The following is a 21,298-nucleotide window of genomic DNA, read 5'->3' as shown; positions in this document are numbered from 1 at the left end:
TTTTATCTTAAATCGTTTTGAATGCTGCAAGCACCTTGAATGTATCTCTTTGCAAAACCTGGTTCAAAGCTATCTGAGATCATTCCCATATTATCTAACAGTCTGTATTTTGCATAAGATAGTGCTGTCTCAGTTGTAGCAATCTCTTTTAACGCAGAGTTATATTCATTTTCAGCATCAAGCAAGTTTATAAGATCGCGACGACCGATTCTAAATTCATCCTGATAAGCATCGAGTGTAGCTTTAGCATATTCAACGTGTTGATTTAGATATCCCATTTTTTCTTGGTTAAGAACATAATTTTGCCATGAAAATTCCAAAGATTCTTTAAGCTCTCTTACAAGATTATCCAAAGTTTGTTGCTCTTGTTGAACGGCAAGTTGGCTTTTTTCTTTATCTAGTTTATCATTGCCTTTATTGTAAAGATTATAGTTTAGTCTTAAAAGTGCGTCAAATGTTTGTTCTTCATAATTGTCATATAAAACATTTGAATGATCATACGCACCAGATACAACAAGATCTAATTTTGGTAAGAATGGCGCATTTTTCTCTTTTACAACTGACTCTGCCATAGCAATATTTGATTTTTGAACCAAAAGTGACGGATTGCAAAGAATAGCTTTGTTGTAAACAGCTTCTTTCGTGCTAGGCAAAGGAAGGCTAAACTCAGGCATTACTAAATTTTTAGCTGCAACTTTTTTTCCATATAATTTCTCAAATGTAGAAAGTGCATCTTCATAGTTATTTTTAGCAGCTGTATAGTTTGATTGAGCTAGAGTATAGCGTGATCCAGCTTGTCTCTCTTCAGAAGCTACGCCATAACCTGATCTTGCTCTATCTTTAATTTGACTATAAATTTCCTCATGACTCTTTACGTTTTCTTCTTCAATGTCTAAAATTCTCTTAGTTTGAAGAACTTGCAAGTAAGCATTTGCAGCATTTAATGTAAGTCTATCTGCAGCTTGTGCTACCGAATAAGCAGCTGAATCAAGCCTTGCGCTTTGAGAATTTATTCTATTTTTATCAGCACCACCATTGTATAAATTTTCAACCAATGTTAGAGATGTACCAGAAATTCTTCCATCTCCTCTTCTTGTAGAAATTCCATCATCAAGGCGTTTTTTTTCATATCCCACTCTAGCAGCTGCATCAAGTGTTGGATAGTAAGCATTTTTTGCTATTTTTAGATCTTTGCCAACTTGTAGATAGTTAAATTCTGTAGCTTTTAAACTTGGATTTTCATTTAAAATAGTCTTTATAACTTGATCTAAAGTCAAAACTCCATCATCAACTTGTGCTACTGGTTTTACTTCAGTTGATATAGCTTGTTCTATATTAGATTTTTTTGTTATTTGAGTATCAGCTACAGGTGCTTTTGCTCTCATTAAAGCATCCTTATAGCCTGATTCGTTTTGAACTTTAACTAATAGACTATTAGCTTCATCCTCAGAGACTGGAGTTGTGTCAACATATAAAAATTTTCGTCCGCCAACCTCATAGATACCTGTAGTTAGTCTGCTGTCAGAGATTTTGCTATTGACTTTATTAACAGCACTATCAATTCTAGCCTGATTATCATCTTGTGCAAATGAAGCTAGAAAAATCCTATAAGAAACATCTTGAGCTGACAGTACAGTTGTTGCCAAAGCACTAATTGCTAACATCTTTTTCATAACTAAGATCCTTTTACCTTATTTTTATTATTAAGTCTATACTTAAATTTTGACACGAATTATACACCAAGAAATATTAAATGCATTTTAAATATCTTATGACAAAAAAATAATTTTTATATAGTTTTAGAAAAACGCCTTAAATTCTCGGGAATTTTCTTTAGATATTCATCAAAACACATTGCAATATTTCGTATTATCAATGTTCCAGTTTCATTTACGCTAATTTTTGTAGGTGTAACATCAACTAATTCGCTTAAATTTTTAAGCTCCTCAAGCTCGTCCTTAAAGTGTTCAAAGAAATTTATATGGAATTCATTCTCGATGGCTTTGATATCAAGCCCAAAATTACTCATTAAGTTCATAATCACACTCTTTCTAAGCAAATCTTCATCACTTAGATAAATTCCCTTTGAATAAGGAAGTCTTCCGCTGTCAATTGCTTTTTCGTACTCATCCATATCTTTATGATTTTGTGCGTAGTGTCTTTTGCATTCGCCTATGCTGGTCACTCCAATACCAATCAAGTCGGCGCCACCTTTTGTCGTATAGCCCTGGAAATTTCTATGCAAAGTACCATTTGCCAAAGCGCCAAAAAGCTCATCATTTGGCTTTGCAAAGTGATCCATTCCGATCATTTTATAGCCATTTTTAGTTAAAAATTCGGCTGTAAATTTCAAAATCTCAAGCTTTACTTCAGGATCTGGCAATGTCGTTTCATCAAACTTACGCATTGATTTTTTTATCCATGGCACATGAGCGTAGTTAAATACCGCAAGTCTATCAGGATCAAGTGTGAGGGCTAGTTCAAGCGTCTTTTTAAAGCTATCTAGGCTTTGATACGGTAGGCCATAGATCAGGTCCATATTTATAGACTTTATGCCCTTTTCTCTAGCCATTTTTACAGCATTTTGAGTAATCTCATAGGGCTGAATTCTGTGAATTTCTTTTTGCACCTTTTCATCAAAATCTTGCACGCCATAGCTTATGCGATTAAAGCCATGAGATATGAGCACGTCAAGCTGCTCATTTGTCAAAAATCTCGGATCTATCTCGCAGCTTATCTCAGCCTCTTTTGAGAAATTTTTAAATTTAGATTTGATTAGTTTTATGATCTCATCAAGCTGCTCGGCATTATAAAATGTCGGAGTGCCGCCGCCAAAGTGCATTTGTAAGACCTCAGCACTGGTGTCCAGGTGGTGAGCTAAAATTTCAAGCTCTTTTTCTATATATCTTATATATTTCTCTTTGCGATCCTCTTTACTCGTGTAAATGACGTTACAGCCACAAAAATAACAAGCGCTTCTGCAAAATGGCAGGTGCAAATAAAGAGAAAGCGGCCTTTTTTTATCTCGATTTTCAAGCTCTTTTATATAAGCTTCATAGCTAAATTTATCACTAAACTCTGGCGCTGTCGGATAGCTAGTATATCTTGGCCCTGGCCTTGAATACTTCACATAAGCACTAAAATCAACCATCTGCCCTACTCCTTGCCATTTGAATCACCTCTTTTATGTCTACAAATAAATTTGGGTGCTCTTTTTTGATATTTTTTACTAGTTTGTCAAGATCAATATTAAATTGTCTGCTTTTTTTATCGCTTGCGATCTTTTTTATCTCATCCATAGCAACCACCCAAACATCGCTAAAATCAACCGGTATATTTTGCCAGATCGTCTTTTCAAGCCTTAGATCAAAATTTTCTTTTTGAGACTCTTTTAAGGCCTCGATCAAAGCTGAAAGCGATTTTACAGAGATTACCGTGTGTAAATTTTGATTTTCATCAATACCAAACCACGGCTCTTTTGAGTCCCAAGAGCCACTTTTTAAATTTAAAATGTGCTCATTTGGATTTTTGGTTGAAACTATCTCAAAGATCGTTTTTTCAGGGCTACTCAGCCCAAGGTTATTGCCGATCTCATCTATCTCATCATATATATTTTTCTCTTTGCTCATCTTCTTCTCTCATCCAGCCAGACCATCACGCCTTTTTGGGCATGAAGTCTATTTTCAGCCTCGCTAAAAATTTCATCCGCGTGTCTCTCAAAAACCGCCTCACTCACCTCGTAGCCTCTATAAGCTGGCAAGCAGTGCAAAAATATCGCGTCTTTTTTAGCTAAGCTCATCAAATTTTCATCCACGCAGTATCCAGCAAAGTCTTTTAGCCTCTTTTCTTTCTCGGCCTCTTGCCCCATCGATACCCAAGTGTCCGTAGTCACTACATCGGCACCATTTACCGCTTCTTTTATATCATTTGTGATAAAAATTTTCGCTCCTGAAATTTTTGCGTTTTCATTAGCTATCTTTAAAATTTCAGCGTTCACCTCGTAGCCTTTTGGCGTGGCGACCCTTAGCTCAAGCCCAAGTTTGCTAGCTAGCATGAGCCACGAGTGAGTCATATTGTTGCCATCACCTACGTATGCGACCTTCTCGCCTGCGCTAAATTCTAGCATCGTGAGATAATCCGCCATGAGCTGCACTGGGTGAAATTTATCACTTAAGCCGTTTATCACTGGCACGCTTGAAAATTTAGCAAATTCTTCTAGCGTCTCGTGCCTATCGACCCTTAGCATCGCCATGTCGCACATCCTGCTTATCACTCTAGCAGTGTCACGTATAGGCTCGCCGCGACCTATTTGTATATCATTTTTGCTTAGAAATAGCGCATATCCGCCAAGCTCATACATGCCCACATCAAAGCTTACCCTAGTTCTAGTCGAGCTTTTTTCAAATATCATAGCAAGCTTTTGATCTTTTAGGTATGGCTTAAATTCTCTAGCCTTCGCCTCTTTTTTGATCTTACGGGCTAAATTTATCATCTGTTCGATCTCATCTTTGCTAAAGTCATTTAGCGTCAAAAAGTGCCTCATCTTAGCCCCTTAAAATTTTGGCTGCTTCTTTTGCGTGATAAGTGATGATCAAATTTGCTCCTGCTCTTTTAAAGCCGATTAATGTCTCCATCATAACGCGCTCGTAATCGATGATGCCAGCTTTTGCACCAGCTTTTAGCAGTGCGTACTCGCCACTTACATTATAGACGCAGATTGGCAGAAGTGTTAAATTTCTTAGCTCTCTAACGACGTCAAGATAGGCAAGTGCAGGCTTTACCATCAAGATATCAGCGCCTTGCGCCTCGTCTTGCAAGCTCTCATTGATCGCCTCTAGGCGGTTTGCGCTGTCCATTTGGTAGCTCTTTCTATCGCCAAAGCTTGGTGCACTTTGTGCTACGTCACGAAATGGTCCGTAGTATGCTGAGGCAAATTTAGTTGAGTACGCCATCACTGGTAAATTCTCAAAGCCATTGCTATCAAGTGTCTCTCTTAGCGTTGCGATGATGCCATCCATCATGCCACTTGGCGCGATCATGTCAGAGCCATTTTGAGCGTGTATCAGAGCTTGTTTGGCTGAAATTTCAAGTGTGGCGTCGTTGTCAATGGTGTTATGCACGTGATCGATTATGCCGCAGTGGCCATGGTCTGTGTACTCGCAAAAGCAAAGATCTGTGATGACAAATAAATTTGGAAATTTATCCTTTATAGCTCGAAGTGTCGTGGCTATAATGCCGTCATTGCTTAGTGCGTCGCTGCCAACGCTATCTTTTAGGCTTGGTATGCCAAATAAAATGATCGACTTTATACCCAAATTTACTATCTCTTCGCACTCTTTTAAAATCTCATCGATACTCATTTGATAAACGCCCGGCATCGAAGCAATCTCGTTTTTAACGCCCTTACCATCGACTACAAAGAGCGGATAGATGAAGTCATTTACGCTAAGGCTAGTCTCTCTTACCATGTCTCTTAGGGCTGGATTTATTCTTAATCTTCTAAAACGTTTAAACATATTTTTGCCTTTTCTTTGTTAAAATGCGTGATTTTTAGCTAGTTTAGCACAGTTGGAGTAAATTTAAAATGAAAATAGAAATTTCAAACGCTGCAAATCTACCATCAAGATTTGGCACTTATAAGGTTCAAGCCTTCAAAGAAGGGGCAAAAGAGCACCTTGTGATCTACAAAGAGCCTTTGAGCGAAGTTGTAAATCTTAGAATTCACTCCGAATGCCTAACTGGCGATGCGATCGGGAGCCTAAAGTGCGACTGTCGCGACCAGCTTGAAGCGAGCCTAAAATATATCGAAGAAAATGGCGGCATGGTCATCTATCTGCGTCAAGAGGGCAGAAATATCGGGCTTTTAAACAAGATAAATGCCTACAGCCTGCAAGATAAGGGCTTTGACACGATAGAAGCCAATCACCAGCTAGGTTTTAAGGCTGATGAGAGGACGTATGAAGTGGTTGATTTTATCCTAAATCACTACGGCATAAAAGAGGTAAATTTACTCACAAATAACCCTTTAAAACTTCACGGGCTAAGCTCAGTAAAGATCGTAAAACGCGTGCCTATCGTCATCAAACCAAATAAATTTAACGAAGGCTACCTGAAAGTAAAAAAAGAGCAAATGGGGCACATCCTGTGATGAAAAATGAGCTTTGTTTGCCAGCTAAATTTGACGAAAAAGTAAAGGCTTACGCTCAAATTTTTGCTAAATTTAACAAAGTTCATAGCTTAAGCAATTATAAAGACATAAGCGAGCAGGTGCTTGATAGCATTAGGCCGCTTGAAATTTTTGATCTAAGTGCCAAAACGGCGATAGATGTAGGCAGTGGGGCTGGCTTTCCAGCGATATTTCTTGCACTTATGATGCCTCGCACTAAGTGGCACCTTTTTGAGCCGATATCCAAAAAGTCATCATTTCTAAGCTTCGTTAAAATCGAGCTTGGCTTGCAAAATTTAGAAGTTCATAGCCAAAAGATAGAGCTTGCAGATAAATTTACGGCTGATCTCATTACCTCAAGGGCGCTTAGTAAGACAAAAGAGCTTATAAAAATTTGCGATGGTTTTTATGATGAAAATACTAAATTTCTCATCTATAAAGGCTCTAGTGTCATGGATGAAATTTCAGGCATCGACGCGCAAATTTATAATGAAAAAAACAGAAACTACATATTTTTTAATCTCAAAAATAAAGGGGAGATACGTTGAAATACTTGCTTTTTGTAGCGATTTTGGTTGCAATTTACATCATATTTTTTAAAAATAGAAAAAAAAGCGACAAGATAAGCACCAGCAACTTCGAAGAGTGCAGCAAATGCGGCGTCTTTAGTGACATCGACCAAATGGTGCTAAGAGACGGAAAATACATCTGTAAAGAGTGCATAAAGGGTGAGGGATGAAAATTTTGGGTGATGAGCTGATCAAATTTGAGCCACTATTTCTTTGCAAAAGTGAAGATGAAATTTCAAACGGCAGGCAAAATCTCTTTAAATTTGATAGAAATTTCATAAAAAGGGCACTAGAAGTTGGAGCAAACTTTAGCGTTTTTGTGACGAATGCAAATGAAGCCATTATCGCAAATGCGGCTGGAGCAAAATTTATTATCGCAGATATTGACATTGCAAAAGATCTAGCAAAGATAGCTGAGAGTTATCTATTTGACGCACTTATAGCTGTTTTGATAAAAGATGAAAGCGAGCTAGCACAGCTTGCAAAATTTAACATCGACGCTGCGATCTTGCCAAATGCTATTAAAGAATAAGGATAAAAATGGAAATTTTTAAAACTGCTTTTTTAATGATTACTTTAATGCTGATTTTTATCGCTGTTGGCGGATATATTGGAGGTGAGCATGGCATGATGATCGCCTTTTTGATAGCGACTGGTACAAATATCTTTTCATATTTTTTTAGTGATACTATAGTGCTTAAAAGATATAACGCTATCCCAGTTGATGAGAGTAACGCTCATGGGCTTTATGATATCGTATCTCGCCTCACACAAAAGGCAAATTTGCCTATGCCAAAAATTTACATCATCCCAGAAGAAGTACCAAATGCCTTTGCCACGGGCAGAAACCCAAGTCATGCAGCCGTTGCAGTAACCGAGGGGCTTTTAAAAATTTTAAATGAAAACGAGATCGAGGGTGTGCTAGCTCACGAACTAAGTCACGTAAGACACTACGACATCCTAACTGGCTCAATCGCTGCCATACTAGCTGGTGCCATCGCGATGATCGCAAATTTCGCCAAGATAGGCACCGTGGCAGGGCAAAATCAAAACTCACAGCGAAACGCCAACCCAGTAATTATGCTAATCATTGCCGTTGTCATGCCTCTAGCTGCTACGATCATCCAAATGGCGATTTCAAGGGAGCGCGAGTACAAGGCGGACAAGGGCGCTGCCTATCTAACAGGACACCCAGAGTGGCTTGCAAGCGCTCTAAGAAAGCTTGAGAGCTACTCAAATTCTTACGTTATGCAAAACGCAAGCGAGCAAAGTGCTCATATGTTTATCGTAAATCCATTTGGCTCGCTAACTAACAAGCTTGGCGTACTTTTTAGAACGCATCCAAGCACTAGCGATAGGATTGCTGAGCTTGAAAGACTTGAACAAGAGATAAAAAGAAGTATGTAAAAATTTAGCCTTTTGTAAAATTTGGGCTAAATTTCTTTTTTCTGTCATCTTTTTTGGCTTTAAATTTATAAATTTACAAAAATTTTAAATTTTATGAGCGAGTAATTTCGGATTTGATTTTAGTGGCAAACTTTTCGAAGCTTAAAATCAGTAGTCGATTCTTATGAGTAAATGGAATTTTAAATTTTGCAAAAAGATCAAAATTTTATAATCAAAAACTGAATTGTAGCCCCAAATTTCACTGCAATTTCTTGCAGTCACGATCTTCTATAGTGTACTCAAAAATCAGCTCACCATTTTCTGAATAGAAAAGCTCATCCAAGGTGACACCGATGCTTAGCATATTTAAGATCTCTTTATCTTTGCAAGCGGTTCGTAAATTTTCCTTTTTGATAGCTTCGATAAATTCTAAAAGCTCTTTTTCTTCAAGCCTTTTGATCTCTTGCTTTCTTGCGTGTTTGATGGCGTATCTATAAATGAGCGTATCGCCGATATTTAAGATATTATTAAGCGTAAGTGTTGGCGTGCAGATGAAAGGGAGTTTTTTTTTGTAGTAAGTTGCATGATTTTTCGCTGCCATATCTGGCGTAAGAGCCAGGGCAAGCGAGTAAAAAAACATTAAAAAAAGGGCTACTCGCAACTACTTTTATCCAAATTTATATCAAAAAAATGCCTGCCTTCAAAGCCGTAACTACCACTTAGCGTGATGCCACGATTTAGCACAGCTCTAGCCATACCTGAATTGCAAAGCGCATCTTTTCCATTTTTATAAAACTCATCTTTTAAAGCTAAAATTTGAGCTTTATTGTAGCCTTTTATCCTCTTTGTCTTGGTCTCGTTTAAAACAAACTCACCATGTATGTTTAGCCCACTGCTACTTACATCTTTTAGCGTGATCATCTCATCGACCCTGCTTGGTAAATTTGGCTTTGCAGTTTGGACGACAAAGGTTGGGATCTGCTTAGTGTCAAGCTGATTTAGTATCTGCTCATAAATTTTAAACTCACTCTCTTGCACACCAAAAGCAAGGTTAGCAAGAGCTAATAAAACGATCTTTTTCACACATTACCTTTATATAAATTTTCTAGTTATATTTGGCGAGAGTTTTACTAAAATATCATAACTTATCGTATCAAAAAATTTCGCCCAAATATTTGCATTCTCAAGCACACAGACCCATTCGCCGCTATCTTTACAGCTAAAGCTATCCATAGAAATTTTGCCTAGTATTGGCTCGTTATTGGCAAGTCTTAGCTCGCCACATCCATTGTATCTTAGCAATCCATCGCCATATCCAAGATCATAAGTGGCTACATTTATATCTTCTTTTGCGCTAAATTTAGCACCATATCCAACACCTTGACCACTTTTTAAAATGCGCCTACTAACTCTTCTTGCCCATAGCGAAAGTACTGGCTTTAAGTCCAAACTATCACTAAACTGAGCATATCCATACTGAGCGATGCCAACACGCACCATATCATCATCGATTTCACTTGCTCTTTCAAGCGCAGCTGAGTTGTGAGAGTGAAAGATCGGTTTTTTTATACCAAACTCATCGCAAAGAGCCAAAATTTTCTCTTTTGCTGCCCCAAAATTTTCCCTTTGCACAAAATAATCAGCATTTAGCTCATCACTCGCACGAAAATGAGTATAAGCTCCAAGAAGCTCCAAATTCCTTCTTGTTAAAATTTCAAACGCATAATCAAGCTCACTTATATCAAGCCCATTTCTATGCATACCAGTGTCAATTGCAAGGTTGATTTTTGAGCCATCTTTTATCTTTAAAAGTGCCTCTATATCGTTTATCGCATAGATAAATTTGCTGCTTTCATTTCCAGTTGGGATATGTGAAAGAATGAGAATATTTTCAAATATGTCAGAAATTTCATTTGCCTCAAACTCACTTTTTACAGCACAAATTTCTATACCAAATTTTTTAGCTTCACTTGCAATAAGCCTTGCGCCATGGCCATAAGCATTGTCTTTTAATACAACTATTACTTTCTCTTTGCCACCAGCTTTAGCACAAATTTGAGTGAGGTTATGGATATATGAAGCTTTATTTAGGTGTATTTCAGACATTAAAATTCACATTAAAAGCAGTATAAACATCCGGTAAAAGTTTTCTTACGTTGTAATCAAATGCATAAAATTTAGCGTAAATTTCTTTCAGATCAGCCTCTTTTACTTTGCTAAAATCAAAAACATCAGTACCATCTTTCTTTGGAACTTGGCGGTCAAGCTCAGCAAAAAAAGCAGCTCTTGCCTCTAAAATTTTTTCGATTTTTTCTTTTACTTCTTGAGATTTTTCCACTTTTACTCCTCTATAAAAATTTTCATATCATCGTTATAAAGCTTCACATAAAGCGTCTTTTGCCCAGCAAATTTGTGCGTATCTGAAACATAATCCTCATAAAAACTCACACGAAAAAGCCTATCGTTTTTAAGGTTTGGATAAGGCGTGATGAGAAAATTTGAAAAACTAATGCGTTTTTTCTCTTTTTTAGAAAAAATAGCCCGTTTCATACTTTTAAATTTTTCCAAGCTCATACCATCGTATCGCTCAAAGTTTTTATCGTAAAATTTAAGATAGTTTTCAATGTCGCTCTCGCTCCATGTCTTTTTCCAGCCCAAAAGCCCAGAAATGATCACTGCAATATCTTTTGCGCTAGCTTCTGGACGCTTATCTTCATAAATAAATGCAAGTGTTTTTTTGTGATCCACCACATCATCAAATTTCATTAAAGTATCATTTTGCATAGCCACGCAGCCTTTTGTTTTTAGCTCATCTGTCCTTTGACCATCAAGTGGATAGCCATGTATCCAAATGCCACCGCCATTTCGCTTTGCAAGCTTATCAAGTAAATTTGGATATGAAAGCGAAAATGCAAGTGGGCCAAGATATCTATCATTTGGCGTAAATCTACGTGTAAGCTGATACACTCCAACCGGTGTTTTTAGATCGCCTTCAAGAAGCTTATCGCCATTTTTGCCAACTATAACACTTGAGCTAAAAAGCTTTTTTGTAATGCCGCCATTATAAGAGATCACTTCAAGCTTCTTTTTAGTTTTATCAACTACACTTAGAAGTATCTCATTGTCATAATACCCATATCTTACATCCTTGCCTTCAAGCTTTTTTAGCCAGTAATCCTTACTTAAAATATTTTTTTCGATGGCATCAATAACAGCAGCTGAGCCATTTTTTAAGTAAATTTCTTCGTAATTTTGGGCAAAAAGACAAGGCGATAACGCGATGAAGAAAAATATAATTTTTTTCAAGTGAAATATCCCAAAAAGTAAAATTTAGTCCGTAATTATATCCTAAAAAATTTATATTTTTAGATTTTAAAGGTAAATTAAGTAGTTCTAAATGTATAATGTGAAAACCATTATTAATTTTATCACAAAGGAAAAATATGAAAAAAATCGTTTTTGGTGCGATGCTTGCAGCTTCTGCTCTTATGGCGGCTGATATCAGCCTAGAAAATGTTAGAGCTAGAGATACAAAACCTGGCACAAACAATAGTGCAATTTTTATGAATATAAAAAATGCTTCAAATTCTGATGTAAAGCTTATTGGCGCTCACTCAAGCGTTTGTAAAAGTACAGAAATTCATACACACAAAATGAATGATGGTATGATGGCTATGGTTCAAATCGAAGATGCAGTGATCCCAAAGAATGGCGAAACAAAACTAGCTCCTGGCGGTTTACACATTATGCTTATGGATCTAAATAAACCATTAAAAGATGGTGATAAAGTTGATTTAGAGCTAAAATTTAGCAATGGCGAGAGCATAAAGCTTGATAATATCGGAGTAACTAAAAACTTTAAATAATGAAAAAAATCATAATTATTTTTTCATTTATCTTTATTGTTCTAGGTGCTTTTTCGATAGGCTATAAGCTTATGACAACAAGTAAGGAAGATCCACCTGAATTTGCTGATGTAAACACATCGCTAGATCCTTTAAAATGTGATCTAAACAATAAATCTTGTGAGATGGAATTTAAAGGCGTAAAGCTAAAAATAGACATCTCGCCAAGACCTATTTATGCTATGAGGCCTTTTAGCTTTAAAATCATTAACGGTAAAAATTTAGGGCTAAAAAATCCTAGTCTTGAGATAGACGGCATAAATATGAATATGGGATCAATCAAAGCAAGACTTGAGCCAAGAGGCGATAACTTAACTGCTCAAGTAGTGCTAAGTGCTTGTGTTGTCGAGCTTATGAGATATAGATTTAAAGTGCTTGATGACGAAAAAGAAACTGGTTTTTTTGTAGATCTTGATCTAAAATTATAGAGGGTAACGATGAAAAAGGCATTTTGGGGCTTAATAATAATCTTAATTTGTATAGGTGTTGCACTTTTGCTAATAAAGCCAAACAAGTATGATTTTAAGGCACTTTCACAAAATGGTGAAGTAAGTCTTAAAAATTACGACGGAAAGTACAAAGTTATATATTTTGGTTATCTTTTTTGCCCCGATGTCTGCCCTACTGCGCTCTCTTTGATTGGCGATGAGCTAAATAAACTAAAAAGAGATGACTTTGAGTTACTTTTTATTACGCTTGATCCTGAACGCGATACTCCTGAAAATTTAACTCTAATGGCAAAAAATTTCTACAAAGACGCCGATGGATTAAAACTAAACGCCTTAAAAGAAGTGGCAAAAACCTACGGTGTAAAATTTCAAAAAGTCCGTCTTGAAAACTCGGCCATGGGCTACTCTGTTGCTCACAGCTCTTCAATATATTTAATAGACAAAAAAGGAAATTTTTATAAAGAAATTTCAAATCTAACAAATGAAAATATTGGAGAAAATTTATTAAATTTGATTAAAGATAGACCTTAGGCTATAAATTTAGTAAGCCAAAACTGGCCTACTAAAATTCTTTATGCAAGCATCATCTCAAGATCTTCTAAACTAAAATTTAATTCACTTGCTATACTTTTTAAATATATTTTTTCGCTCATCTCTATTTTTTCATCAGCTTTAGCGATCGCCACAAGGTCTATCATCAGTGTTGAAATTTCAAGAGCATTGCCCTTAAATACATCAAGATTTACTTCTACCTTTTCGTTACTATTTGTAAGAGATAGCAATCTAGCTTTTTCATCACTATTTAATTTGGCGTCATCTATAAACTCATAAATGATTTTCTTCTCTCTTTCGTCGCAATATCCATCAATTTTCATTAAATTTATAAAAATTTCAATCTTAGACTTTACAATTTGCTGTTTCTCATTCATAAAATTTGCAAGCTCTACATTTGCCTTTTCAAGATCATTTATAAAATTTGGAATTTGAGATAAAATCTCGTCTTTTTCTACTGCTGTAAGTTCAGTTTCTACCAAATCTTCATCAAAAGCTATCTCTTTACTAAAAAGCTCTTTTGCCTTTTTGCCAATTTTATTTGTACTATATTTACTCCAAGCAGCCATTGCTGTAGCACCTGCAAGGGGTATCCACTTTGCTGCCATTGATTTTAATGCTTGCTGAGTAATTTTTCCACCCAAAATATTTGTATTAACTTTTGTAGAACACTAAGACTAGCACGCTTTACAATTAACTTTTGTCCTTGAATTACTATAAGACCTGTTGCTATGTTACCTGAGGCTACAAACAAAGCCTCCATAATAATCTCTTTTGTCGGCTCTTTATAACCATAAGCCCTCGCAATATCTGCAGTCATTGCTATTTGATTTCTAATAATTGAAACAATCTCAGGTACTGTAGCTGCCATACCAAAAGGCCCAGGAATAAGTCCTGCACCACCTGAAATACTTGCATTTAGGTAGCTATACTTATCTATAATGCTTTCTATACTGCTAATTGTTGGTACACCACCTTTTTTCCCAATCTGCTTACTTACTTACAATAACACTTGAAATTGCATTTTGCAGACCTTCATTTATCCCTTCGCCTATTTTATCTAGCATTTTTGCTCCTTTAAAAGATTTACGAAGTAAATCGTTTTTTTTCTGAAGGGCAATTTATCTTTTTTAAAAATTTTTATACTTAAATCTACAAGCCAAACAAAGTTAACTAAATATAAGCAGTACTAGCAATGAATTTGCTAAGAAGATCTGTACGAAAGGTAGGCTTTTGCACTATAAATTTTAATGATAATGCAAAAGCTAAAAATTTAAGTTTTACTATTTCACTCTATGATGTACGCTGCCGCCATAAGTAATATCCTCAGCTTTTACCTCATCACTTGTTAAAATTTCACTTATCTTGCCATTTTCTTCTAGCTTTTTTCTATTTTCTTCGGCATCTTCTTGATAGCTGTAAACCATCGCAACGCTCACTACTCCACTGATAGCTTCTATCTTTTTAAAATTTTTTATCTCATCTTCAATACTATCTGAGCTAACTACCACTACGATTCTATCGTCTGCGTCAGTTATTATTTCACACTCTTTTAGCTTTTTTATCTCATTTTTTACACTTTCATTTTTATTGTCCGTATAAACTATTAAGCTTGAAATATTCATTTAATTCTCCAAAACAAAATTTTATTCTCATAGGCTGAAGTTACGACTTCGTTATCACTTATAAAAACTATGCTATTTATCGTACTTTGCCCAGTTTTTAGCATTGCGATATTTTCTAAACTTTTGCTATCAACTAAATTTACATCGCTCATCTCATCGCTCATATAAGCCGCCACTCTACCATCATCGCTAAGGCCGACGCCATAGACCAAAAAGCCGGTATTTATCTTTTTTAGGCTTCCAGCTGAGAATATCCCCACTATCCTGTCGGTACCTCCGCTGATCATGACGCCATTTTTATATGAGATGTCGTAGATATTGTCTGTATGAATGTCTAAAATTTGATCCATTTTTTTAGCTTTTATGTTATAAAAGTAGACCTTCCCACTCTCGCAAGCGATAGCTAGCCTGCTTCTGTCTTCATTTATCTCCATATCTGAAAGCATCGCAATTGAAATTTTAAAGCTATCATAAATTTCACCACTTTTTAAGTTTAAAAAGTAAATTTCATTGCTGATTGAAGCAAGTGCAATATGCTCATCATCCAAAAATAATGCCTTTTTTGTCGCTTGATTTGGTATTTTTATGCTTTTCATCTGCCCATTTTCTCTTATATAAAGCACCTTTGTAGCATAGTCACCCTCACTTAGGATGAGTATCTTGCCATTTAACTCATCAACGTTTAAAATTTTTGGTCTTTCATGATCGCTAACGTATGTTTTTATATCTTCTATTTTTATTATCTCTTCAAATTTATCTTCTTTAGGATCATAAATTTCAACCGTCCCTCCATCAGTCGCGATAAAGAGTTTGCCATTTATTAGCGTTGTGTTTAGCACATTTGCACTAGCCTCTATTTGCTTATATGGCGTAGTGATCTCGCTTGCAAAGATAAAATTTAATAGACAAAAAATAAAAAACAAAGCTCTCATAAGGCCTCCATTTGAAGTGAATTTTTAAAGCAAACATCAAAGCACTCGCCGCAACTTACGCAGTTTTGATTAACAATAGGTCTAAAAACACCAAGAAATTCGACTGCTTTAAATTTGCAAGCATCAAGGCAGTTGTAGCAGATCGTATCGTTCCATGCTAGACAGCTAGAAACATCGATGCTAACTTTTGCATTTATACTCTTTGGCGAGCTTAGGCTTAATGTCTTTTTACCAAGACTCTCACAAGCCTTAGCGCACTCTTCGCAAAAGTCACAGCCCAGCTTTTTAACTTTAAAAACTACCCTTTCATTTTCAAAGCTAAGAAGCTCTTTTTCACAAGCATTTACGCAGTTAGCATCGCATCCATCGCAGTCAAACTCACCGCTAAAAAATGGCGGAGTTATAAATTTGGGAGCAGGTTTTGCCCCCAAAATTTTACTAAAAAGCTCTCGCCTGCTTTGCATTATTTAACACCATCGTTTAAAACATCTAGCAAGTTTGACTTATGAGTGCCGTTTTTATCTCTAAAGTCAGGCTTAAATTTATTACCGACTAGCTGAGTTAAGCCAGTTTGTTGCTCAACGTGGCATGTTGTGCAGTTATATCTTTCATCATCAAGCTTGCCTGCAAGATCTTTTTTATTCCTGATGTCATAAAGGTGAGATGATGGTATCGGTGTTGCTCCACTATCTTTTGCAAACTCAGGCATATGGCAGGTTACGCACATATTCATATCCTTTGTGATAGGTACTAAACCCTCAGTATCGTGTGGGATAAATGGTGGTGCATTTTCAAAAGACCTATCAAATTTCTTTGACATGCCAGCTGGCTCTTTTGTGTAGTTCACATCTTTTAATACAACGTCTTTATCGTCTAGCAAATCGATATTTCTAAAGCCGATTTGCGAATCACTAATACTTGGATTATTAAAAGTACATGCCGCAAAAAACGCAGCACACAATCCTCCAAGCATCATTATTTTTATTTTCATTTTTCTCTCCTTAAATTTCTAATACTAAATTTCAAAGCCCCGTCTCCACAAACATCAATGCACCTGCCACAGCTTATGCACTCGCTTGAGCTTACCGAGCGGCTCTCTTTACCGATCATATCAAGCACTTGCATCTCTGGACAAATAAGCTTACATTTCATACATTTTGTACAAGCCTGGGCATCATGTTTTACTCTAATTAGGGCAAATTTTGAGATAATGGCATAAAAGGCACCAAGCGGACAAACGTGCGAGCAAATGCCACGCTTTAACACAAACATATCAAAAGCAATGATCGCAACTACTATGCCTAAAGCACTAGCTGAGCCGTAAATAATGCCACGCTGAATAATGCCAATATAGCTAACGCTCTCAAATACTGGATAAGATAAAGCAAGGCTTAATATAAGAGTAAGAGCCAGCAAGTAATAACGTAAATTTTTACTCACATTTAAGACTTTTTCGCCCTTAAAGCCAAATTTTTCTCTTAGTTTAAAAGCGATATCGGTTAGTAAATTTATTGGGCATATCCACGAACAAAATGCTCTTGGAGCAATCAATGCGTAAAATGCAAAGATAATGCCAGCTCCAATAATTGCATTTATGCCGGCACTAAAGCTTGCAAGTAAAATTTGAACCAAAGCAAATGGATCGCTTAGTGGAATTTTTCCAAGAAGCAAAGATGAGCTTAAATTTCCGCTAAGTATCTTAACTCCATAAAAATTTCCTAGGATAAATAGTGCTAGGATAGAAATTTGAGTTATTCGTCTTAAGATTAAAAATTTCATAGCTCACCACCATTTAGATAATTAGTCGCTTTTTTAATGTCAAGCTTTATCTTGCTGTCTGCATCATCTATGCGTCTTTCGTCTTCTTTTATCCAGCCTTTTACGTAGTTATCACCAACCTTGCCAAGCACCACGTCACGGTTTAGCACTGTTATAGCTGCTTTTTCGGTGATACAGGCTCGCTCACAAACACCGCACCCAGTACAGATATCACTATCAACAACTGGAAGTAAAAAGGCATGCTTTTGTGTTCTTTCGTTGCGGCGATACTCTAGATATAAAGCCTTATCTAGAAGTGGACAGGCTCTATAACAAGCATCACACTGTATGCCCCAATAGGCCACACAGTTTTTCATATCTACCACTGCAACGCCCATCTTGGCCTTATTTATATCGAGTTTATCGTTTGTGCTTACTAAATTTACATCCAAGGCGCCAGTTGGACAAACTGGCACACAAGGAATATTTTCGCACATATAGCAAGGAATTTTTCTAGGCTCAAAATAAGGCGTTCCAATACTTACACCATCTCCTAGAGAGGCGAGTTTGAGCGTATCAAATGGACATGCTTCCACGCAAAGTCCGCACCTAATACAGCTTTCTAAAAACTGCTTTTCGTTTTTTGCACCAGGAGGCCTAAGAAGCATTAGTGGCGAAGCTTTGGCACTAAGCGACCATATAAAGCCTCCACTAAGTGCTAAAATCGCAGCCTTAGCTCCAAATTTTAAAGCCTCTCGCCTACTTGAAAATTCCATATCAGCCATATTTACGCCTTATAAATTTTAACCGCACACTTTTTATAGTCAGTCTCTTTTGAGATTGGGCAAGTAGCGTCAAGACATACTTTATTTATATAAACGTTTTCATCAAAGAAAGGCACATAAACAAGTCCTAGTGGCGGCTTATTTCTACCTTTTAGATCGACTCTTGCTTTTACTTTACCACGGCGTGATTCGACCCAAACGACCTCATTTTGCATTACACCAAGCTTTTTAGCGTCATCTTCGTGCATATAGCAAAGTGCCTCTGGAACAGCCCTATAAAGCTCTGGAACACGCATAGTCATAGTACCTGTATGCCAGTGCTCTAGAACACGGCCAGTACATAGCCAGAATGGATACTCCTTGCTTGGCATCTCGCATGGATCCATGTAAGGACGGAAGAAAATTTTTGCTTTATTTGCAAGAGATGTTTTATCTTTATTTGTAACGCCTTTTAGATCACCTGTTGGAAGTGCTGCATTTTTGTTGCCATAGAATGCAAATTTATCATTTGGAGCAGCTTTTTTAGCATATGGGTCAAATTTAGTATTAAATCTCCACTGAGTCTCTTTACCATCAACTACTGGCCATCTTAGACCTCTTACCTTATGGTATGTGTCAAAGTCGGCTAGGTCGTGACCATGTCCAACGCCAAATTTTCTATACTCTTCCCAAAGATATTTGTGAACGAAAAATCCATATCCTTTAAATTCTTTGCCATCTGAGCCGATCACTTTTCTGCTATCGCCAAATACTTCTGTATTGTCATAGTTTTCCATAATAGGATCGTTTGCACTAAATTTCTTAGCCTCTTCATTAGCAAAAAGTACATCAAATAGCGTATCTTCTTCGCTATATCCCATAGCTTTTGCAGCATCGAGTACGTTTGGAAGTGTAACTTTATCATTTACTTTTTTCTCACCCCAAACATCTTTTAGCTTAAAGCGCTTACTAAACTCCATCATTTGCCAAATATCAGGCATCGCTTCACCAACAGGAAGTACTTGCTGTCTCCAGTGCTGCGTTCTTCTCTCAGCGTTACCGTAAGCGCCCCATTTTTCATAGATCATCGCAGTTGGAAGAATAAGGTCGGCTACTTTTGCAGAAATTCCTGGATAAGGATCACTTACAACGATGAAGTTATCCATCTCACGAGCGGCTTTTATCCAGTGATTTGCGTTTGCAGTATTTTGCCATGGGTTGTTTACTTGAACCCAGATAAATTTAACCTTACCATCTTCAAGATCACGCATCATTTTTACGTAGTGAGAAGCGAGTACACCACTTAGTGTTCCGGCAGGAAGTTTCCAAATTTTTTCAGTTATCTCTCTATGTTTTGGATTCTCAATAACCATGTCAGCTGGCAAGCGGTGAACAAATGTTCCAACCTCTCTTGCTGTACCGCACGCACTTGGTTGACCAGTTAGAGAAAACGCTCCTGAGCCTGGAAGTGCTTGTTTGCCGAGCAAGAAGTGAACCATATAAGCTTGCTCATTTACCCATGTACCACGTTGGTGTTGATTAAAGCCCATCGTCCAAAAACTTACGACTTTGCGGTTTTTCTCGATGTAAAGATCAGCAAGTGCCTTTAGTTTTTTCTTAAATTCTTCTATATCTTCGTTTGGATCGCCCTTTGCCACCTTTGCTGTAAAGTCAAGCGTGTAAGGTGCAAGAGCTTTTTTAAACTCTTCAAATGTTATTTGCCAATGTGCGCCAGATTTTGCAGCGTTTTTATTTTCTAGCGTATCGCCAGCTTTTAGTCCAAGATATGCAAGTGTAACACCCTCAGCTTCACTTAGTACCTTTGACTTCTCAGTAGCAGCAGTGTCTAGCTCGCTTGGAGCATATTTTTTATGATTAATGTCTGGACGAAGACCATATCCGATGTCGGCTGGACCAGCTGTGAAGACACAGTGCTTTTTAACAAATTCTTCATCGATCATCTCTGGGTGGTTATAAACTATCTCACGAGCGATGTAGTTCCAGATAGCAAGGTCAGATGACGGAGCAAAGATAATCTCAATGTCAGCTAAATTTGATGTTCTAGTTGAGTAAGTGCTTAAATTTACAACCTTTACCCTATCAGGATCGCTAAGCTTTCTATCGCTTACGCGTGCCCAAAGTATCGGGTGCATCTCGGCCATATTTGCGCCCCAAGCTACGATAGTATCAGTTAGTTCGATATCATCAAAACAGCCTGATGGCTCGTCTATGCCAAAAACTTGCATAAAGCCAACAACCGCACTTGCCATGCAGTGTCTTGCGTTTGGATCGATGCTATTGCTTCTAAAGCCACCTTTTATAAGCTTAACAGCAGCGTAACCTTCTGGAATTGTATATTGACCAGAGCCTAAAACTCCGATACCATGAGGTCCTAGCTCATCATATGCTTTTCTAAACTGAGCCTCCATAACATCAAATGCTTGCTTCCAGCTTACTTGCTTAAATTTACCTTTTTTATCAAATTCGCCTTTTTCATTTACACGTAAAAGCGGATGAGTGATCCTATCCTCGCCGTACATGATCTTAGCGTTAAAATAGCCTTTAATACAGTTTAGACCACGATTTACTGGTGCTTCTGGATCTCCTTTTACAGCTACTATCTTGCCCTCTTTTGTAGCGACCATGATGCCACAGCCTGTTCCACAAAACCTACAAGCGGCCTTATCCCAGCGCCAGCCTTTTTCGGCTTCATTTGCTGCACTTAGTGAGCTTGGTACGGCTATACCAGCACTAGCACAAGCAGCACTAGCCGCAGCACTTTTTATGAATTCTCGTCGATTCATTCTTTCTCCTTTAAAGATTTAAAACAAATTTAATTGATATTAACCTTGCAAAACTTATTTACAACTGATTGACATTTACAAAAATTTCAAAAAACTTAAGCCAAAAATGTAAATATTTTTCTACATAAAAATATTAATTTTCTCACAAAGCACGATTTTAAAAGAAAATACTATTTAATAAAATTTAAAAATCTTAGAGTAGTTATCAAAAAGCTAAAGAAAACAAAGTAAAATTGTTTTTAAATATTTGAGTAAAAAAGTAACATAAGTATTATTAAAAATTTTATATCCTTACTGAAATATCAATAATTACAAGGATAAATTCTAATAATTTTCATTACATTATGACAAACATAATCTATAAAAATTTAACTAGTAATATCACTAT

27 protein-coding genes are annotated in these 21,298 nt (G+C 36.8%); 8 read left to right on the top strand and 19 right to left on the bottom strand.

The window, feature by feature from the left end; all coding sequences use genetic code 11:
• Positions 1-2: 2 nt before the first annotated feature.
• From CYP64_RS01950 to hemB, 5 genes are all read right to left on the bottom strand, one after another.
• Positions 3-1,673: a TolC family outer membrane protein gene (locus tag CYP64_RS01950; RefSeq protein WP_103648478.1), complete on the bottom strand. Its 1,671-nt coding sequence runs from the start codon at positions 1,671-1,673 to the stop codon at positions 3-5.
• Positions 1,674-1,789: 116 nt separating this feature from the next.
• A complete protein-coding gene (gene hemN / locus CYP64_RS01945; protein ID WP_103648477.1) occupies positions 1,790-3,151 on the bottom strand; it encodes an oxygen-independent coproporphyrinogen III oxidase in 1,362 nt (453 codons plus the stop codon).
• A complete protein-coding gene (locus CYP64_RS01940; protein ID WP_103648476.1) occupies positions 3,144-3,629 on the bottom strand; it encodes a DUF2603 domain-containing protein in 486 nt (161 codons plus the stop codon). Before CYP64_RS01940 ends, hemN begins: the two co-directional genes overlap by 8 nt.
• A complete protein-coding gene (gene argF / locus CYP64_RS01935; protein ID WP_103648475.1) occupies positions 3,626-4,543 on the bottom strand; it encodes an ornithine carbamoyltransferase in 918 nt (305 codons plus the stop codon). The genes CYP64_RS01940 and argF overlap by 4 nt, the downstream gene beginning before the upstream one ends.
• 1 nt (position 4,544) lies before the next feature.
• The gene (hemB, locus tag CYP64_RS01930; protein WP_103648474.1) at positions 4,545-5,516 is read right to left on the bottom strand and encodes a porphobilinogen synthase; all 972 of its coding nucleotides are present in this window, start codon (positions 5,514-5,516) and stop codon (positions 4,545-4,547) included.
• Between the two features lie 68 nt (positions 5,517-5,584).
• On the opposite strand from hemB, the gene ribA reads away from it, so the two are divergent.
• Genes ribA through htpX form a run of 5 tightly spaced genes read left to right on the top strand, consistent with a single transcriptional unit; the run spans position 5,585 to position 8,142 of the window.
• Positions 5,585-6,148, top strand: a complete 564-nt coding sequence (gene ribA, locus CYP64_RS01925; RefSeq protein ID WP_012001491.1) for a GTP cyclohydrolase II — start codon at positions 5,585-5,587, stop codon at positions 6,146-6,148.
• Entirely contained in the window at positions 6,148-6,714 is a 567-nt protein-coding gene (gene rsmG, locus CYP64_RS01920) for a 16S rRNA (guanine(527)-N(7))-methyltransferase RsmG (protein WP_103648473.1), read from the top strand. Before ribA ends, rsmG begins: the two co-directional genes overlap by 1 nt.
• Entirely contained in the window at positions 6,711-6,905 is a 195-nt protein-coding gene (locus tag CYP64_RS01915; protein WP_103579840.1) for a hypothetical protein, read from the top strand. Before rsmG ends, CYP64_RS01915 begins: the two co-directional genes overlap by 4 nt.
• Entirely contained in the window at positions 6,902-7,267 is a 366-nt protein-coding gene (locus CYP64_RS01910; RefSeq protein WP_103648472.1) for a hypothetical protein, read from the top strand. The genes CYP64_RS01915 and CYP64_RS01910 overlap by 4 nt, the downstream gene beginning before the upstream one ends.
• An 8-nt stretch (positions 7,268-7,275) precedes the next feature.
• A complete protein-coding gene (htpX, locus tag CYP64_RS01905; protein WP_103648471.1) occupies positions 7,276-8,142 on the top strand; it encodes a zinc metalloprotease HtpX in 867 nt (288 codons plus the stop codon).
• Between the two features lie 238 nt (positions 8,143-8,380).
• Here the strand turns inward: htpX and CYP64_RS01900 are convergent, their stop codons facing one another.
• From CYP64_RS01900 to CYP64_RS01880, 5 genes are read right to left on the bottom strand one after another with little or no spacing between them, the layout of a single operon-like run.
• Positions 8,381-8,782, bottom strand: a complete 402-nt coding sequence (locus tag CYP64_RS01900) for a flagellar protein FlaH (RefSeq protein ID WP_103648470.1) — start codon at positions 8,780-8,782, stop codon at positions 8,381-8,383.
• Positions 8,773-9,204: a peptide deformylase gene (locus CYP64_RS01895; RefSeq protein ID WP_103648469.1), complete on the bottom strand. Its 432-nt coding sequence runs from the start codon at positions 9,202-9,204 to the stop codon at positions 8,773-8,775. Before CYP64_RS01895 ends, CYP64_RS01900 begins: the two co-directional genes overlap by 10 nt.
• Positions 9,205-9,213: 9 nt before the next feature.
• Complete coding sequence (locus CYP64_RS01890) at positions 9,214-10,227, bottom strand: alanine racemase (RefSeq protein ID WP_103648468.1); 1,014 nt, start codon at positions 10,225-10,227, stop codon at positions 9,214-9,216.
• Positions 10,220-10,459: a CmeU family protein gene (gene cmeU / locus CYP64_RS01885; protein WP_021091016.1), complete on the bottom strand. Its 240-nt coding sequence runs from the start codon at positions 10,457-10,459 to the stop codon at positions 10,220-10,222. The genes CYP64_RS01890 and cmeU overlap by 8 nt, the downstream gene beginning before the upstream one ends.
• Before the next feature lie 2 nt (positions 10,460-10,461).
• Positions 10,462-11,427, bottom strand: coding sequence for a L,D-transpeptidase family protein (locus tag CYP64_RS01880; RefSeq protein WP_021090919.1), 966 nt, complete (start codon positions 11,425-11,427; stop codon positions 10,462-10,464).
• Between the two features lie 137 nt (positions 11,428-11,564).
• On the opposite strand from CYP64_RS01880, the gene CYP64_RS01875 reads away from it, so the two are divergent.
• From CYP64_RS01875 to CYP64_RS01865, 3 genes are all read left to right on the top strand, one after another.
• Positions 11,565-11,987: a copper chaperone PCu(A)C gene (locus tag CYP64_RS01875; protein ID WP_054196384.1), complete on the top strand. Its 423-nt coding sequence runs from the start codon at positions 11,565-11,567 to the stop codon at positions 11,985-11,987.
• Between the two features lie 71 nt (positions 11,988-12,058).
• The gene (locus CYP64_RS01870) at positions 12,059-12,454 is read left to right on the top strand and encodes a hypothetical protein (protein WP_021090968.1); all 396 of its coding nucleotides are present in this window, start codon (positions 12,059-12,061) and stop codon (positions 12,452-12,454) included.
• 9 nt (positions 12,455-12,463) lie between these two features.
• Positions 12,464-13,006, top strand: coding sequence for an SCO family protein (locus CYP64_RS01865; protein ID WP_054196383.1), 543 nt, complete (start codon positions 12,464-12,466; stop codon positions 13,004-13,006).
• Between the two features lie 41 nt (positions 13,007-13,047).
• Here CYP64_RS01865 and CYP64_RS01860 read toward each other — a convergent pair whose 3' ends face one another.
• From CYP64_RS01860 to napA, 9 genes are all read right to left on the bottom strand, one after another.
• Entirely contained in the window at positions 13,048-13,635 is a 588-nt protein-coding gene (locus tag CYP64_RS01860) for a TerB family tellurite resistance protein (RefSeq protein ID WP_103648467.1), read from the bottom strand.
• Between the two features lie 5 nt (positions 13,636-13,640).
• The gene (locus tag CYP64_RS01855; RefSeq protein WP_103648466.1) at positions 13,641-13,898 is read right to left on the bottom strand and encodes a hypothetical protein; all 258 of its coding nucleotides are present in this window, start codon (positions 13,896-13,898) and stop codon (positions 13,641-13,643) included.
• 412 nt (positions 13,899-14,310) lie between these two features.
• Entirely contained in the window at positions 14,311-14,652 is a 342-nt protein-coding gene (locus CYP64_RS01850; protein ID WP_072594844.1) for a chaperone NapD, read from the bottom strand.
• The gene (locus tag CYP64_RS01845) at positions 14,649-15,584 is read right to left on the bottom strand and encodes a WD40 repeat domain-containing protein (protein ID WP_103648465.1); all 936 of its coding nucleotides are present in this window, start codon (positions 15,582-15,584) and stop codon (positions 14,649-14,651) included. The genes CYP64_RS01850 and CYP64_RS01845 overlap by 4 nt, the downstream gene beginning before the upstream one ends.
• A complete protein-coding gene (locus tag CYP64_RS01840) occupies positions 15,581-16,048 on the bottom strand; it encodes a 4Fe-4S ferredoxin (protein ID WP_103648464.1) in 468 nt (155 codons plus the stop codon). The genes CYP64_RS01845 and CYP64_RS01840 overlap by 4 nt, the downstream gene beginning before the upstream one ends.
• Entirely contained in the window at positions 16,048-16,575 is a 528-nt protein-coding gene (locus CYP64_RS01835) for a nitrate reductase cytochrome c-type subunit (protein WP_084108411.1), read from the bottom strand. The genes CYP64_RS01840 and CYP64_RS01835 overlap by 1 nt, the downstream gene beginning before the upstream one ends.
• The gene (napH, locus tag CYP64_RS01830) at positions 16,572-17,363 is read right to left on the bottom strand and encodes a quinol dehydrogenase ferredoxin subunit NapH (protein ID WP_103648463.1); all 792 of its coding nucleotides are present in this window, start codon (positions 17,361-17,363) and stop codon (positions 16,572-16,574) included. Before napH ends, CYP64_RS01835 begins: the two co-directional genes overlap by 4 nt.
• The gene (gene napG / locus CYP64_RS01825) at positions 17,360-18,127 is read right to left on the bottom strand and encodes a ferredoxin-type protein NapG (protein ID WP_103648462.1); all 768 of its coding nucleotides are present in this window, start codon (positions 18,125-18,127) and stop codon (positions 17,360-17,362) included. The genes napH and napG overlap by 4 nt, the downstream gene beginning before the upstream one ends.
• A gap of 2 nt (positions 18,128-18,129) precedes the next feature.
• On the bottom strand, positions 18,130-20,910 hold the full coding sequence (gene napA, locus CYP64_RS01820) for a nitrate reductase catalytic subunit NapA (protein WP_103648461.1): 2,781 nt from the start codon (positions 20,908-20,910) through the stop codon (positions 18,130-18,132).
• Between the last annotated feature and the right edge of the window lie 388 nt (positions 20,911-21,298).

This window comes from Campylobacter concisus, assembly GCF_002913945.1.
Taxonomy (GTDB): Bacteria; Campylobacterota; Campylobacteria; order Campylobacterales; family Campylobacteraceae; genus Campylobacter_A; species Campylobacter_A concisus_P.
Note: the sequence above shows the minus strand (reverse complement) of the source record. Positions and strands in the feature narration are given on the sequence as shown.